A 14,322-nucleotide genomic window follows, 5' to 3' on the forward strand; every position below is an offset into this window, starting at 1 on the left:
GGTGACCGCCGACGGCACCACCGACCTGTTCCCCGTCACAAAGGAGTGGCCATGTCCCGCAAGCCCGTCGTCTGTCTCGCCGGCACCCTTGACACCAAGGGAACCGAGTACTCCTTCGTGCGAGACGAACTGCTCGCCAGCGACGTCGACGTCCTCGTCGTCGACTGCGGCGTCCTCGGTGACCCCTATTTCTCCCCGGACATCCCCGCCTCCGAGGTGGCGTCCCGCGCCGGCGTGGACCTGGACACCTTCGCCGCCGGCGTCGAAGGCGGCGCCGGTGGCCGCAGCGTGGCCGTCGGGAAGATGAGCGAGGGCCTGCGTGCCGTCCTGACCGACCTGTGCGCCGAAGGGAGGATCGACGCGGTCCTCGGGCTCGGTGGCACGGGGGGCACCGATCTGCTCGGCGGTGCGCTGCAGCACCTGGGCATCGGCGTGCCGAAGCTCATCGTGAGCACGATGGCGTCCAACAACACCCGGCCCTACGTCGGGCACTCCGACATGATGATGATGAACGCCGTCACCGACATCGCCGGGCTGAACCGCATCTCCAAGCTGGTGCTCAGCAACGCCGCGCACGCCGCCGCCGGGATGGCCCGCGGGTACGAGGCCACCAAGGCACAGGCCGATGCCAGCAAGCCGCTCATCGCCATCTCGATGTTCGGCGTCACCACCCCGGGCGTCATGCGCATCCGGGAGCAGCTGGAGGAGAACGGCTTCGAGGTCGTGACCTTCCACGCGGTCGGCGAGGGCGCCGGCATGGAGCACCTGATCGACACCGGTGCCATCGACGGCCTGATCGACTACACGCTGCCCGAGATCATCAACCACTGGAACAAGGGCATCTTCGACCCGGGCTGCGAGCGGATGGAGGCGGCCGTCCGCACCGGGATCCCGCTGGTGGTCGTGCCAGGCGCGGCCGAGTGCTTCAACTTCGGCGCGCGGAACACGATCCCGGCCGAGTTCGACACCGAAGAGCGCAACATCATCATCCACAACCCCAACATCACGTCCCTGCTGGCGACCCCGGACGAGATGCGCCGGCTCGGCGAGTACATCGCCGACCACGTCAACCAGGCACCCGGTCCGAAGGCGGTCGCGCTGCCGCTGAACGGCCTGGACAACTACTTCAAGGAGGGCAGCCAGTGGCACGGCGTGGACGTCTCGCCGCTGCTGGACGCCATCCGCGCCACTCTGGACCCCTCCGTCGAACTGATCGAGATGGAGAACAACGTCAACGACACGGCGTTCGCCGACGCGGTCTTCCAGCTGTTCACCAAGCAGTGGGAGTCCCGCCGGGGCATCCCGGTCGCCACCGCGACGACCGCCGGCTGAGCCCACGCCCGTCCCGCGCCGGGACGCCGCCCCGGAGGGGTGGCGTCCCGGCGTGCCCGTTCCCCGACCCGGAGGCATCCATGACCCAGCGCCTGTTCCTGCTCCGCCACGGTGAGGTCACCTCGCACCGCGGTGACGTCCCCGTGACCGAGGAAGGGCTGCAGACCGCCACCGAGGTGGGCCGGCGGCTCGCCCGCGGTGCCGAGGGGCCGATCCGGGTGATCAGCGGCGAGACCCGCCGCACCCGCGACACGGCGGCCGCGGTGGCGCGGGGTGCACGGGAGGCGGGCGCCGAGGTGCTCGAGGACGGCGTCGCCTTCGCGCTGCGCAACCCCGACCTCTACCTCGCCGGCGTCCGCGTCGACATGGTGAGCAGCGAGGAGGCGTTCGCAGCCCAGATCCCTGGCTTCACCGAAGCCGACGTCGCCAAGGTGACGTTCTTCGCCGAATGGCTCACCGCCCCCGACCGCGTGGGCTGGTGGGTGCGGCACCCCGAGCCGCCCGGGGACGACGCGGCGGCGGTCGCCGCCCGGATCCGCACCTTCGCCGGGAGCCTCGCCGACCGCGCGGACGATACGGCCTTCACCGTGGCCGTCACCCACTCCCCCGTCCTGCGCGCCTGCGGGCTCGAGGTCGCCGGCTCCGACATCGGTGAGCCGGCCTGGCTCGCCGGTCTCGAGGCGGAGATCGCCGCCGACCGCTCGGTGACGCTGCGGGTGCTGACCGAAGCGCCCTGAGCGGCCTGCTCGGACCCCTACGAGAGCCCGGCGCGCGGAGCGGACGACTGCCGCACGCCGGGCCCTCGCGCGTCGCGTGGGACCACGGGGCGACACTCCGGAGCCCATTGACAGACCACGGATCGAGAATCGATTATAGGTACTACCGGTCAGCGCCGACCAGGCGGCAGCTCCTGCTGCACCGGTGAGGTGGCGCCGGGGACGGCCCGGTCGCCGGTGCTCAGGGAGGTTCCGTCGTGCAGCGCGTGACGCCCCATGTCTTCACGTCCACCGAGATCCGTGGCTGCAACCCCAGCTACGTCGTGACGTCGGCGGGTGTGGTGGTCGTCGACACCCCGCAGCTGCCGACGAAGGCCCTGGCGATGCGCCGGGCCGCCGAGGAGCACGGCCCCATCCGGTTCGTGGTCAACACCGAGCACCACGTCGACCACATCTTCGGCAACTACTGGTTCAAGGGTGCTGGCGAGGTCGTCCACCACCAGGGCGTCGCCGACAACTTCATGGTGGTCACGCCCGACCTGGACCCGTTCGCCTACGCGCTCGAGGCCATCCCGACCGACGACCCCGACGCAGCCGGCATCGTCCCCGACCGCGACACCTACTACGAGGACCCGAATGCCGGCGACCTCGTCTTCACCGGCGACCTCGAGATGAGGGTCGGTTCCACGACGTTCCACCTGATCCACACTCCCGGTCACACCCCCGGGCAGGTCGCCGTCTACGTCCCCGACGAGCGGGTCGTGTTCACCGGCGACACGGTGTTCTCCGAGTGCCAGACCTGGCTCATGACGTCGGACGTCGACCAGTGGGTCGGCGCGCTGGACGTGATCGCCTCCCTCGACGTCGACACCGTGGTTCCCGGCCACGGCCCGGTGACCACGCCGGCCTACCTGGCCACCCAGCGCTCGGTACTGCTCGAGTGGACCAGCGCCGTCGCCGAGGCGGTGGCCAAGGGCTGGTCGCGCGAGGAGACGATCCAGCGGATCGACTTCCGGGAGAAGTTCGGCCCGGTCGACGTCGGGCAGGGCTACATGATGGACCACATCCAGACGCTGAACGCGGCCTCGCTCTGGGACAAGTTCACCGCCAAGCGCGCCCCCGTCCGCTGACGGGCCCCCACCCGCCCGATCGCTGCCCGCACCCCACCCGCCCCACCGGAGGCCCCGCACGCCATGAACCAGGTCAGCATCGACGAACTGCAGCGCTTCACCCTCGCCGACCGCGTCGCTGTCGTGGCCGGCGGTTCCGGCGGGGTGGGGGTCCGGACGTGCGGCGCCCTGGCGGCCGTCGGCGCGAAGGTCGCCATCATCGGCCGCTCCCAGGAGCGGCTGGCCGAGGCCCGCGAGGCCGTCGAGAAGGCCGGCGGCGAGGCGCTGGTCGTGACCGGCGACATGGCGGACAAGGCGGCCGCCGACGACGCGATCCAGCAGACCCTCGACGCCTTCGGGCGCGTCGACATCCTGGTGAACGGCATCGGTGGCGGGGCCGGGACCGCGCTCTACGCCGCCGAGGAATACCCGAAGGCGGAGTGGGACCGGATCCTCGACCTCAACCTCACGACTGCGCTGCTGGTCTCGCAGGCGGCGGCGCGGGCGATGATCGCCGGTGGCCGCGGCGGCTCCGTGCTCAACATCAGCTCGGTACGCGGCCAGCTCGGCATCGACGCCGGCTACTCCGCCTACGTCGCCGCGAAGGGCGCGATGGACGCCGTCACGCGCCAGCACGCCACCGAGTGGGCCAAGCACGGCATCCGGGTGAACGCGATCTCGCCGACGTTCGTCCGCACCGAGCAGGCGGCCACGCTCCTCGCCGCCCCCGGCTTCTACGACAACCTGGTCAGTCGTATCCCGCTGCGGCGGATCGCCGAGACCGACGACCTCGTCGGCGCGCTGCTGTTCTTCTGCTCCGACGCCTCGTCGTTCGTCACCGGGCAGATCCTGACCCTGGACGGCGGACTCACGGCCACCCAGTGACCGCCGGCCACCGTGCGACCTGAGCATTCGCGCGGGAGCCGGGCGGGTCGTTCTCCGTCGAGACGGTCGAGCTCGCCACCCTCCGGTCGGACGAGATCCTCGTCGACGTCATCGCGGCGGCATGTGCCACACCGATCTGCTCGTGCGGAACTCCCGGCCGGAGTCGCTGCCGGCCGTCCTGGGCCACGAGAGCGCCGGGATCGTCCGGGAGGCCGGCAGCGAGTCCGCGACCTCTCCCCCGGCGACGAGGCGGTCCTGAGCTTCCCGTCCACCGTCGGGCGTCCCGTCTTGCCCTGGGCGCCGACGTCGGCGCGACCCACCTGGTGAATCCCACGGACGTGGACCCGGTCGAGGCCGTCCGCGACGCCACCGGCGGCCGCGGGGCGGACATCGGGTTCGAGACGACCGGTGTGCCGCAGGTCCTGACGACGGCGGTGCGTCGCGGGACCCGCTGGGCACCTGCGCCCACGTCGGCACGGCTGCGCCCGGCGTGACCGGTGGCATCCCCCTGCTCGAGGCCGTGACGAAGGGCCTGACCGTGCGGTGGGTGCTGCGGAGCGACGGCCCCCCGAGTCGGACCATTCCCCGCCTCCGGGAGCTGCACCGACACGGGCTGCGGCCCTTCGACCCGCTCATCACCACCTACCCGTTGGCGGAGAGCGACCGGGCGACCGCCGACACGGGGACGGGCGAGGTGGTGGAGCCGGTCCTGCTCGTGCAGTAGGGGTCGAGAGCGCCGGCTCCTACTTCCCCGGATCCGGCAGCAGGACATCGCGGACGACGGCCTCCAGGTCGGTGCAGGCGACCAGGAACTGGCGCAGCGTCTTGCGGGTGGCCCCGAAGTCCTGGAATTCGCCGACCGCCATGCCGTCGGGGTCGTAGGCCCGCCGGAACTCGGGGAACCGCCCGTACAGGGCGTCCAGGACCTCGTCCGCGACCGGCTCGTCGATGCGCGGCACGGGATCGATCCCGCTGGCGTTGAGCCGGACCTGCCACTCGAACGGTGGCGAGATGACGACGTCGCCGCCGACGAGCTGGCTCCAGTGCATGTGGTTGCGGAAGGCGGCCGACAGCAGCCGGGTCCGGAAGCCCCGCTCGGTGAAGATCTCGTAGGCGCGCTTGAACACCGCGACGCCGGCCCACTCGAGCACGCCCGGGTCGACCGTGACGACGTCGCGGGCCGCGACCGTCTTCATCCAGTCGTCGAGCCGGCCGACCATGAGCGTGCAGACCGGGCCCATCGCGCTGACGTCGTGCCCCTCGGCCTCCCGTCGCTGCAGGCCGCGGTCGATCGCCTCGGCGACGGCGACCGCCTGCGGCACGGTGAAGGACACCGTCGCGTTGATGCTCACGCCGCGGTAGGTGGCCTCCTCCATCGCGCGGATGCCCACCTCGGTGGCCGGGATCTTCACGATGACGTTGGGGGCGAGCGCGTCGAAGTCGACCGCCTGCGCCGCCAGCGCCGTGCTGTCCCGGTACAGCCGTGGATCGGTCTGGACCGACAGCCGGCCGTTGCGGCCGCGGTGCTCGGTGAAGGCATCGGTCAGCAGGGCCGCGGCCTCGACCGAGAGCTCCTTCACCATGGCCCAGCCGATCTCGGACTCCGACGCGGAGGGGTGCTCGTCGGCGTACGCGCGGATGCGCTGCTGCCAGCGGGGCAGGTCGCCCTTCAGGGCGGCGAGCGCGATGACCGGGTTGCAGGTGGCACCCACCGCCCCCCAGCCGATCGCCGCCGACAGCTCGGCCGGGGTCGCCGAGTCGTTCCACAACCGGGTCGGGGTCTCCCGCGCCATCCGCAGGAGGGGCGGCACTGTTGCGGCTGCCCCCTCTCCCGGGGTCGTCGTCGCCAGGGTTGCCACGTTCGTCATTCCCGTTCCTCGTCTCAGCCGGCTCAGCGGGCGGTGGGCATGTCGAACGAGGCGTCCCGTTCGAGTTCGGGCCACCGCTGGGTGACGACCTTGGCCCGCGTGTAGAACCGGACACCGTCGGGGCCGTGCACGTGGTGCTCGCCGAAGAGGCTGTTCTTCCACCCGCCGAAGGAGTGGTAGGCCATGGGCACCGGCACCGGCACGTTGACGCCGATCATCCCTACCGTGACCCCGCGGACGAACTTCCGCGCCGCTCCGCCGTGCGAGGTGAAGACCGCCGTCCCGTTCCCGTAGGGGTTGGCGTTGATGAGGTCGATCGCGTCGTCGACGGAATCCGCCCGGAGCACCGACAGCACCGGCCCGAAGATCTCCTCCCGGTAGACCGCCATGTCCGGCTGCACGTGGTCGACCAGCGTGGGGCCGACGAAAAAGCCGTTCTCGTGCCCGGGCACGACCAGGTCGCGGCCGTCCACGACGACCTTCGCGCCATCCTTCTCGCCGGCGGTGATCAGCGAGACGATCCGCTCCTTGGACGCCTCAGTGACGATCGGCCCCATGTCGCTGCCCGGCTCCCGGCCGGGGCCGACCCGCACGGCCCGGCTACGCCGGTCGAGGACGTCGATGAGCTCGTCGCCGACCGAGCCGACGGCGATGGTCGCCGAGATCGCCATGCACCGCTCCCCCGCCGAGCCGTACGCCGCCGCGGCGAGGTGGTCGGAGGCGAACTCCAGATCGGCGTCGGGCAGCACGATCGCGTGGTTCTTCGCGCCGCCGAGCGCTTGCACACGCTTGCCGGCGCGGGTGCCGCGCTCGTGCACGTACTGCGCGATCGGAGTGGAGCCGACGAACGAGACCGCGGCGACGCCGGGGTGGTCCAGCAGCGCGTCGACGGCGACCTTGTCGCCCTGCACGACGTTGAAGACCCCCGGTGGCAACCCGGCCTCCGCCCACATCTCCGCGAGGAGCAGCGACGCGGAGGGGTCGCGCTCGCTGGGCTTGAGGACGAAGGTGTTCCCGCAGGCGATCGCCACGGGGAACATCCACATGGGCACCATCGCCGGGAAGTTGAACGGCGTGATGCCGGCGACGACGCCCAGCGGCTGCCGGAAGCTGTAGCTGTCCACGCCGGTGGAGACCTGGTCGGAGTACTCACCCTTGAGCAACTGCGGGATGCCGCAGGCGAATTCCACGACCTCCAGGCCCCGCTGCACCTCCCCCGCTGCGTCGGAGAGGACCTTGCCGTGCTCGTCGGTGATGGCCGCCGCCACCTCGTCCCGCCGGCGACGCACGATCTCGCGGAAGGCGAAGAGGATCCCCGTGCGTCGCGAGAGCGACGACTCCGACCATTCCTCGAAGGCGGCCGAGGCCGCGGCGACCGCGCGGTCGACGTCACCCTGCCCGGCCAGAAGTACCTCGGCCCGCTGCTCGCCCGTCGCCGGGTCGAACACGGGGGCGACGCGGGTGGACCCGCCTCGGGTCTGCGTGCCGTCGATCCAGTGCTGGATGGTCCTCACGGGGTCTCCCTCGTCATCGGGGTGTGCCGGGCAGGAGCTGCCCGCCGCCGACCGTCGGCCGGTGGGGTGGAGTCAGGACGTCCCGGTCGCCCGGGATTCCGCACCGTGGACCTGCTGCTCGGCGACCTCGGCCAGGTGCCCGGCCAGCCGCTCGCGGACCTGGTCGAAGTGGATCTCGATCGTGCGCACGACGCCCTCGGCGTCACGGCGGCCGATCGCCTCGAGGATCGGGTCGTGCAACGAGCACGTCCAGCGCGGATCCGAGTGGGGGCCGAGCAGGGTGATGTAGGTGCGCGACAGCGGCTCCAGCGAGCGCCAGACGCGCAGCAGGGTGCGATTGCCGGAGATCTGCATGATCTTCTCGTGCAGGCTGGCGTCCATGATCGCCAGCGCCCGCCCGTCGCCGGCATCTGCCGCCCGGTGCATGTCCTCCCCGATGGAGAGCAGGGCGGCGACATCGGCGTCGGTCAAGTTCGCCATGGCCAGCCGGGCGCCGAGCACCTCGATCGTCGAGCGGACGACGTAGGCCTCGAGCAGCTCCTCCGTGTCCAGCCGCCGCACGCGGGCACCGCGGAACGGGGTGATCTCGATCAGCCCGAGCGCTTCCAGCCCGCGCAGGGCCTCGCGCACCGGCGCCTGGCTCGTACCGAACTCCTTGGCAACCGCGGTCTCCACGATCCGTGAATCGGGCGGGTAGGAGCCGTCGAGGATGCCCTCGAGCAGGCGTTCCTTGACCTGATCGGCGAGGACGCTGCGCGTGAGGGCGTCGGGGCCGGACATGGCCACCTCCAGTGTTCGGATCGAGATGAGCGCGGCCGGTGCCGGCTCCACCTCTCCGTGATCTCGGCACGCCGACCGGTCCCGGCCGCCCAGGACCTCGCTCGACATGCCACAGCGCGGGCTGACGGACGCCCGACACCATGCCAGGAGTTCTCCGATAATCGATCACACCGTAGGAGGGTGCTGCCGGGCGAGTCAAGCGGCCGACGACGGCGAGAGGGTCGGATCCCGACCGGGCGGCCCAGGCGACCGCCCGTCCACGACCGTGCCGGTCCGGCGACCGTGTCCTTACCGAAACATCCGGCCCTTGTGGCGCCCCTCACACGCCAGCTATGGTCCCGCACTATCGATTATCGAACGCAGTTCGATCGGACGAGGAGCGCGATGCGACCGGACGGAAGCCAGCCACGTCCCCTGCGCCGGGGGCGCGTCGGACGAAGGGCGGGCTGAACATGGACACCCTGGTGATCGGCCTGATCGAGGCCGCACCGCTGATCCTCGCGGCGATCGGCTTCACGTTGATCTACTACCTCAACGGCTTCATCAACGTGGCCTACGCCGAGACGGTCACCTCGGGCGCCTACTTCGCGATCCTGCTGAACAGGATCCTGGGGCTGAACTTCTACGCCGCGATCGTCCCGGCCGCACTGCTGGCCGGCGCGCTCAGCGCGCTGACGTACGTGCTGGTCTTCCGCCCCGCCCTCCGGCGCGGTGTGGGCAGGATCGAGATGATCGTCCTCTCGGTCGGGCTGTCCTTCCTCCTGCGGCATGCCGTGCGGCTGGTCTTCGGGGTCGACCTCTACCTGTTCGACATCACCGACCCGGCCTACCTCTCGGTGTTCGGGACCGGCATCACGAGCGTGCAGATCTGGGCGATGGCCCTGGCCGTCCTCGTCGCCGTCGGGGCCTACCTGCTCACGTACAAGACCACCTACGGCCAGCAGATCCGCGGGCTGGCCAGCAACGCCGACCTGGCAGCCGCCAGCGGGATCGACCCGACCAAGACCTCGGTCCTGGTCTGGTTCGTCTCCGGCGTCGCCGGCGGGCTGGCCGGGATCTTCATCGGCGTCTTCTCGTTCGTCGACTACACGCTCGGCTGGAACCTCATCCTGATCATCATCATGGTCACGATCATCGGCGGGATCGGCAGCGTCCGCGGGGCCCTGATCGCCGGAGCGGCCACGGGGATCATCACCGCCGTCCTCACCACCCTGTCCGACCCGCTCTACGCACAGGTGCTCCTCCTGCTGCTGTTCATCGCGGTGCTGCGATTCCGAGGGTTCGCCGCCCAATCCGCCAAGACGCTGATGGCGAGGAGCTGACCCGTGAATGCACTCGTCTTCCCCCTCCAGGGGCTGACCATCGTCGTCTGCCTTGCCGCGCTGCTGCACCTGCAGTTCGGACGCACCGGCATCGTCAACTTCGGTGTGGTCGGCTTCTCCGGCCTCGGGATGTACACGACCGGGATCCTGGTGGTGAACTACGCGGTCCCCTTCGGCCTGGCCCTGCTGATCGCCACCGCGCTCACCGGAGTCGTCGCGTTCCTGCTCGGTCTCCTCATCCTCAACCTGGACAACGAGGCGGTCCTGGTAGCGACCCTGGCCTTCTCGACCATCGTGCTGTACCTGGTGACGACCGAGTCCTGGCTGACCCAGGGCGTCGTGGGGCTGGGCACGGTGCCGCGCCCGTTCGAGGTGGGCGACACGGCCACCAGCCAGCTGGTCTTCCTGCTCGTGCTCGTAGCACTGGCGGCCGCCCTGCTGCTCTACGCCGCCCGGCTGCAGCACGCGCCGTACGGCCGGCTGCTGTTCAGCATCCAGGACAACGAGACCCTCAGCCGGAGCCTCGGCAAGCCGACCTTCCGGCACAAGCTCGTGTTCTTCACGGTGACCTGCGCGGCGATGGGCGCGATCGGCGCCCTCGACGCGTCGGTCAACCAGTTCCTGGTCCCCCGGCTGCTGACGGCGGACCTGACGTTCGTCGTGTGGATCGCGCTGGTCCTGGGCGGCCGCAAGCGGGTCCTCGGCCCGGTCCTGGGGACACTGCTCACCGTTGGCCTCTTCGACATCGTGATCGAGCAGTACGTCGACGTCCCGCGCGAGTTCGCGCAGCAGCTGCCGAACGTCCAGCTGATGCTCTTCGGCCTCACGCTGATGCTCGTGATCTTGTTCCGCCCCCAAGGGCTCCTGGGCGAGAGACGAAGGAAGGCCCAGGGCAACCCCCAGGTCGAAAGCCGAAAGAAGGTCAAGGCATGACCGGCGCGACTTCTACGACGAGGGCCGCCGGCACCCCCACCGGCGGACAGAAGAGCCTGCACCTGCACGACGTGCACAAGCACTACGGCGGACGGACGGTCGTCGACATCGCCGACCTCGTGCTCGGCGCCCACGGCATCGAGGGGCTGATCGGACCCAACGGTGCCGGCAAGACCACCCTCATGAAGCTGATCACCAACGTGGTCTCCCCCGACCGCGGGCACATCGAGTACCACCACCCCGGCGGCACGGTGGTGCTCACGAAGCACAGCCCCGACGCAATCGCCCGCATGGGCGTGGTCAAGACCAACCAGGTCATCCAGGACTTCGAGAGCCTCACGATCCGCGAATCGTTGCTGCTGTCCCTCGCGGGGGCGGAGCAGGAGAAGTTCTGGAAGATCGGCCGGGACAAGGGCTTCCTGCGGCGCGCCGACGAGGAGATCGACGAGTACCTCGACCTCTTCCATTTCCAGGACCCGGACGGCAAGGCGGGATCGGCCGGCGAGAAGAAGCTGCTCGACATTCTTCGCTGCCTGCTGCTCAAGCCCCGTTACCTCCTGATGGACGAGCCGACCGCCGGGCTGCCCCAGGAAGAGACGGACAAGGTCATGGAGATCATGCGGAAGAAGACCCGGGAGACGGACCTGTCGATCCTGATCATCGAGCACGACCTGGACCTCATCTGGGAGACGTGCCAATTCGTGCACTTCATGGCAGAGGGAGAGATCCTCCTGCAGGGAACACCGAGCGAAGTGCGTAGCAATGCCACCGTGGCGGAGAAGTACCTCGGGGCCAGCCATGCTTGAGTGCTCCGAGCTGCAGAGCGGATACGGCGACGTCACCGTCCTCAAGGGCATCAGCTTCTCCCTGGAACACGAGATCTTCGCCGTGCTCGGCGCGAACGGCGCCGGCAAGAGCACGCTGCTGAAGACCCTGGCGCGGCTGCTGCCCATCACGGGAGGCTCCCTGCGGTTCGACGGCACGGACGTGACCTCCCGCCAGCCGCACCGCCTCGCGGCGGCGGGTCTGGCCTACGTGCCGCAAGAGGCCAACGTGTTCCCGGACCTCACCGTCGCCGAGAACCTCTCGATCGGCGGGCTGATCGGCAAGCGGACGAAGGCGGAGCGGCTCGAGGAGCTGTTCGACCTCTTCCCGGCTCTGTCCGCCCGGATGCGTCAGCGCGCCGGGACGCTCAGCGGCGGCGAGGCCCAGATGGTGGCCGTCGGACGAGCGCTCATGCAGGACCCGAAGCTGATCCTGCTGGACGAGCCGACCGCGGGGCTGTCCCCCAAGTACGCCGACGCCCTCTTCTCGATGATCGAGAAAGTGCACCGCGACAAGGGCCTCAGCGTGGTGCTCGCCGAGCAGAACGCCTCGAAGACGTTGGCCATAGCCGGCCGGGCGATGGTCCTCAATCTCGGGGAGGTGTTCGCCATCGACCGCGCCGCCAATCTCGACACCGATTCGCTCCGCGAGGGATACCGCCTGTAGCGGTTCTCCCGTCAGCAGGACATCCCTATCCCGCCCCACCTGGAGGCAGTCATGAAGAACACCGCACGATTCCGCGGCGCCAAGGCGCTGACCGTCGGCATGTCGATCCTGCTCGCGTCCGCGTGCGCCTCCGGCTCCGCGGGCTCCGACAACGAAGCCGGCGCCGGTGCCGGCGGCGGCGGCGGCGGCGAGTGCGCCGAGGGGGACGGCCCCATCACCGTCGGCCACCTGAACTACTACACCGGCCCCTTCTCCGACGTCGGCCCCTTCTTCGAGGCCGCCGTCGATCTCGCGGTCGAGAACATCAACGAGAACCCGCCGCTGGACCGGGAGCTCGAGGTGATCCACGACGACATCGGCACGGTCGGCGAGGCGCAGGTGGCCCGCAACTTCCTGCAGCGGGAGGACGTCGACATCCTGCTCGACCCGGCGCACGAGTACTCGTCGTACCGAGAGTTCGCCCGGGACTACGTCGCCGAGAACGACCAGCCGCTCATGCCGTCGCTCCACGGGGGGTCGATCCCGGCCGACATCGGCGGTACCGCGGAGGAGCCGATCTTCCGCGGGCAGGCGATGGACACCGCTCAGGCGATCGCCGGCGTGCTCCAGGCCCGGGAGGCCGGCGCGGAGACCGTGGCGGTCGTGGCGACCCAGATCGCCGGCAGCCAGCTGCAGAAGGATGCGGCGGTGGCCGCGGCCGAGGAGATCGGCCTCGAGGTGGTCCAGGTCATCGACGTGCAGCCCGAGCAGCCGAACTACCGCAGCACGATCAGCACGATCGCCAGTGCCGACCCCGACGCGCTCCTGCTGTTCAGCCAGGCGGAGGACGGCGGGACGATGGTGAAGCAGGCGGCGGAGGCCGGCCTGTCCCTGACCATCATCGGCTCGACCGAGTGGCTGCAGGAGGCGTTCGCCCAGGCCGCCACCCAGAGCGCCCTGGACCAGCACGAGGCGGTCTGGATCGCGGGCCTCGGCACTACGGACTCCCCGGCTTGGGACGCCTGGCAGGAGATGTGGGAGAGCTCCGACGCCACGGAGTTCGCCGATGCGTCCAACTCCTACGCCTACGGCTACTACGACCTGCTGAACGTGACGGCACTGGCCATCGAGGCGGCCGGCAGCGTGTGCGCCAGCGACTGGGTCGAGGCGATGCCGGAGGTGACGGAGGGCGGCACCGAGGTGCACACCTACGAGGAGGGCATCCAGGCGCTGCGCGACGGCGAGGACATCGACTACAACGGCGTGAGCGGTGAGTACGAGTACACCGACACCGGGGTCGTCGGCAGCCTCTTCGGCGTCTACGAATGGGCAGGCGACTCCCTGGAGCAGGTGACCACGGTGGACGAGTCCGAGGTCCTCGAGCTCGACACGACGGTCAGCCAGTAAGGCGGCTGCGGGGTGCCCACCGACCTGCCGGGCCGGTGAGCATTCCGCGCCACGACAGCGGTACCGGGCGCCGTTCCCTGGGGACGGCGCCCGGTACCGTCGTCGGCCGGGAAGCCGGGCGGCGGCTCAGGTGCCGGCGCGGCCCAGGTGACCGACCACCGAGGCGCCGAAGAACTCAATGTGGGCGCGCATCTCCTTGCCGAGCAGCTCGGGATCCCGGAACTCGACGGCCTGCAGGACCGGCCGGTGCAGCTCGGCGATCGCGTGCAGGTCGGAGCGTCCTGTGAGCGCACTGACCAGGCTGCGGGCCTCCACGCGCAGCGAGCGCCAGACGTCGAGCAGCACCTGGTTGCCCGACGCCTCGACGATGATCTCGTGGAATCGGGTGTCGTGGACCATCAGCGCGTGCAGGTCGCCGGCCGCCGCGGCGCGGCGCATCCCGGCGAGCTCCTCGCCGAGCAGCGCGAGCCCCTCCTCGGTGATCCGCGGCGCAGCCTCGCGCCCGGCCACCTCCTCGAGTGCCGCCCGCACCGGGTAGATCTGGACGAGCTCCTCGCTGCTCACCTCGCGGACCCGCGCCCCGCGGTGCGGCTGCGACTCGACGAATCGCATGGCCTCGAGATCCCGCAGCGCCTCGCGGACGGGGGCCTGGCTCACCCCGAACTCCGCGGCGACGGCGCTCTCGACGATGCGCTCCCCCGGTCCGTAGGTCCCGTCGAGGATGCGCTCGACGATGCGTTCCTTGATGGCGTCACGAAGCAGCGCGGTGCGTCGAGGCGCCCGAGGCATGCGTTCACCCCTCATCGATGAGCAGCTCTGCAACTGCTCTGCTATCGATAGTTAGCGACGCCGATCTGCGGGATGTCAAGCGGGGAGCCGAGGCCTACGGGCACCACAACCCCCGCGGTGGTGCCCGGCGGAGATCTCCGGAGCCGGAGGGGTTGACGGGTCTCACATCACTCTGCTTGATTATCGATTGTTTCAGG

Annotated in this window: 16 protein-coding genes; 12 read left to right on the plus strand and 4 right to left on the minus strand. The window is 70.3% G+C overall.

The annotated features are described in order from the left end of the window. The first annotated feature begins 51 nt into the window (after positions 1-51). The 7 genes from ABDB74_RS14465 (at position 52) to ABDB74_RS14495 (ending at position 4,766) form a co-directional block, all read left to right on the plus strand. On the plus strand, positions 52-1,332 hold the full coding sequence (locus ABDB74_RS14465; RefSeq protein WP_346619402.1) for a Tm-1-like ATP-binding domain-containing protein: 1,281 nt from the start codon (positions 52-54) through the stop codon (positions 1,330-1,332). An 80-nt stretch (positions 1,333-1,412) separates the two neighbouring features. Beyond that, positions 1,413-2,069, plus strand: coding sequence for a histidine phosphatase family protein (locus ABDB74_RS14470; RefSeq protein WP_346619404.1), 657 nt, complete (start codon positions 1,413-1,415; stop codon positions 2,067-2,069). A 236-nt stretch (positions 2,070-2,305) separates the two neighbouring features. Next, positions 2,306-3,178 (plus strand): MBL fold metallo-hydrolase, encoded by an 873-nt coding sequence (locus ABDB74_RS14475; protein ID WP_346619406.1) that lies wholly within the window; start codon positions 2,306-2,308, stop codon positions 3,176-3,178. A 63-nt stretch (positions 3,179-3,241) separates the two neighbouring features. Further along, positions 3,242-4,042 carry an SDR family oxidoreductase gene (locus ABDB74_RS14480; protein WP_346619408.1) on the plus strand — a complete coding sequence of 267 codons (801 nt, stop codon included), beginning with the start codon at positions 3,242-3,244 and terminating at the stop codon, positions 4,040-4,042. A gap of 121 nt (positions 4,043-4,163) precedes the next feature. After that, positions 4,164-4,301 (plus strand): alcohol dehydrogenase catalytic domain-containing protein, encoded by a 138-nt coding sequence (locus ABDB74_RS14485; protein ID WP_346619409.1) that lies wholly within the window; start codon positions 4,164-4,166, stop codon positions 4,299-4,301. A 64-nt stretch (positions 4,302-4,365) separates the two neighbouring features. Continuing rightward, positions 4,366-4,536: a hypothetical protein gene (locus tag ABDB74_RS14490; protein WP_346619410.1), complete on the plus strand. Its 171-nt coding sequence runs from the start codon at positions 4,366-4,368 to the stop codon at positions 4,534-4,536. Beyond that, positions 4,533-4,766, plus strand: a complete 234-nt coding sequence (locus tag ABDB74_RS14495; RefSeq protein WP_346619411.1) for a hypothetical protein — start codon at positions 4,533-4,535, stop codon at positions 4,764-4,766. The genes ABDB74_RS14490 and ABDB74_RS14495 overlap by 4 nt, the downstream gene beginning before the upstream one ends. Before the next feature lie 19 nt (positions 4,767-4,785). Here ABDB74_RS14495 and ABDB74_RS14500 read toward each other — a convergent pair whose 3' ends face one another. The 3 genes from ABDB74_RS14500 to ABDB74_RS14510 all read right to left on the minus strand — a co-directional run bounded on the left by ABDB74_RS14500 (position 4,786) and on the right by ABDB74_RS14510 (position 8,255). Next, positions 4,786-5,910, minus strand: coding sequence for a transaldolase family protein (locus ABDB74_RS14500; RefSeq protein WP_346619412.1), 1,125 nt, complete (start codon positions 5,908-5,910; stop codon positions 4,786-4,788). A gap of 23 nt (positions 5,911-5,933) precedes the next feature. Continuing rightward, positions 5,934-7,424, minus strand: a complete 1,491-nt coding sequence (locus tag ABDB74_RS14505) for a CoA-acylating methylmalonate-semialdehyde dehydrogenase (RefSeq protein WP_346619414.1) — start codon at positions 7,422-7,424, stop codon at positions 5,934-5,936. A 72-nt stretch (positions 7,425-7,496) separates the two neighbouring features. After that, positions 7,497-8,255 (minus strand): GntR family transcriptional regulator, encoded by a 759-nt coding sequence (locus ABDB74_RS14510; protein WP_346619415.1) that lies wholly within the window; start codon positions 8,253-8,255, stop codon positions 7,497-7,499. 401 nt (positions 8,256-8,656) lie between these two features. Between ABDB74_RS14510 and ABDB74_RS14515 the strand changes: the two genes are divergently transcribed. From ABDB74_RS14515 to ABDB74_RS14535, 5 genes are read left to right on the plus strand one after another with little or no spacing between them, the layout of a single operon-like run. Beyond that, positions 8,657-9,526 (plus strand): branched-chain amino acid ABC transporter permease, encoded by an 870-nt coding sequence (locus tag ABDB74_RS14515; RefSeq protein ID WP_346619416.1) that lies wholly within the window; start codon positions 8,657-8,659, stop codon positions 9,524-9,526. Between the two features lie 3 nt (positions 9,527-9,529). Further along, the gene (locus ABDB74_RS14520; RefSeq protein WP_346619417.1) at positions 9,530-10,459 is read left to right on the plus strand and encodes a branched-chain amino acid ABC transporter permease; all 930 of its coding nucleotides are present in this window, start codon (positions 9,530-9,532) and stop codon (positions 10,457-10,459) included. Further along, positions 10,456-11,265 carry an ATP-binding cassette domain-containing protein gene (locus ABDB74_RS14525; protein ID WP_346619419.1) on the plus strand — a complete coding sequence of 270 codons (810 nt, stop codon included), beginning with the start codon at positions 10,456-10,458 and terminating at the stop codon, positions 11,263-11,265. Before ABDB74_RS14520 ends, ABDB74_RS14525 begins: the two co-directional genes overlap by 4 nt. Further along, positions 11,258-11,950 (plus strand): ABC transporter ATP-binding protein, encoded by a 693-nt coding sequence (locus ABDB74_RS14530; protein ID WP_346619420.1) that lies wholly within the window; start codon positions 11,258-11,260, stop codon positions 11,948-11,950. Before ABDB74_RS14525 ends, ABDB74_RS14530 begins: the two co-directional genes overlap by 8 nt. Before the next feature lie 51 nt (positions 11,951-12,001). Next, positions 12,002-13,336: an ABC transporter substrate-binding protein gene (locus ABDB74_RS14535; protein WP_346619421.1), complete on the plus strand. Its 1,335-nt coding sequence runs from the start codon at positions 12,002-12,004 to the stop codon at positions 13,334-13,336. Positions 13,337-13,462: 126 nt separating this feature from the next. On the opposite strand, the gene ABDB74_RS14540 is transcribed toward ABDB74_RS14535, so the two are convergent. Further along, entirely contained in the window at positions 13,463-14,125 is a 663-nt protein-coding gene (locus ABDB74_RS14540) for a GntR family transcriptional regulator (RefSeq protein WP_346619422.1), read from the minus strand. Positions 14,126-14,322: the final 197 nt, after the last annotated feature.

The organism is Blastococcus sp. HT6-4 (assembly GCF_039679125.1).
GTDB lineage: Bacteria > Actinomycetota > Actinomycetes > Mycobacteriales > Geodermatophilaceae > Blastococcus > Blastococcus montanus.

Coding starts and splice junctions, on each gene's coding strand:
- ABDB74_RS14530 (WP_346619420.1), top strand. CDS start 11,258: ATGCTTGAGTGCTCCGAGCTGCAGAGCGGATACGGCGACGTCACCGTC.
- ABDB74_RS14480 (WP_346619408.1), top strand. CDS start 3,242: ATGAACCAGGTCAGCATCGACGAACTGCAGCGCTTCACCCTCGCCGAC.
- ABDB74_RS14465 (WP_346619402.1), top strand. CDS start 52: ATGTCCCGCAAGCCCGTCGTCTGTCTCGCCGGCACCCTTGACACCAAG.
- ABDB74_RS14515 (WP_346619416.1), top strand. CDS start 8,657: ATGGACACCCTGGTGATCGGCCTGATCGAGGCCGCACCGCTGATCCTC.
- ABDB74_RS14540 (WP_346619422.1), bottom strand. CDS start 14,125: ATGCCTCGGGCGCCTCGACGCACCGCGCTGCTTCGTGACGCCATCAAG.
- ABDB74_RS14485 (WP_346619409.1), top strand. CDS start 4,164: ATGTGCCACACCGATCTGCTCGTGCGGAACTCCCGGCCGGAGTCGCTG.
- ABDB74_RS14470 (WP_346619404.1), top strand. CDS start 1,413: ATGACCCAGCGCCTGTTCCTGCTCCGCCACGGTGAGGTCACCTCGCAC.
- ABDB74_RS14535 (WP_346619421.1), top strand. CDS start 12,002: ATGAAGAACACCGCACGATTCCGCGGCGCCAAGGCGCTGACCGTCGGC.
- ABDB74_RS14500 (WP_346619412.1), bottom strand. CDS start 5,910: ATGACGAACGTGGCAACCCTGGCGACGACGACCCCGGGAGAGGGGGCA.
- ABDB74_RS14525 (WP_346619419.1), top strand. CDS start 10,456: ATGACCGGCGCGACTTCTACGACGAGGGCCGCCGGCACCCCCACCGGC.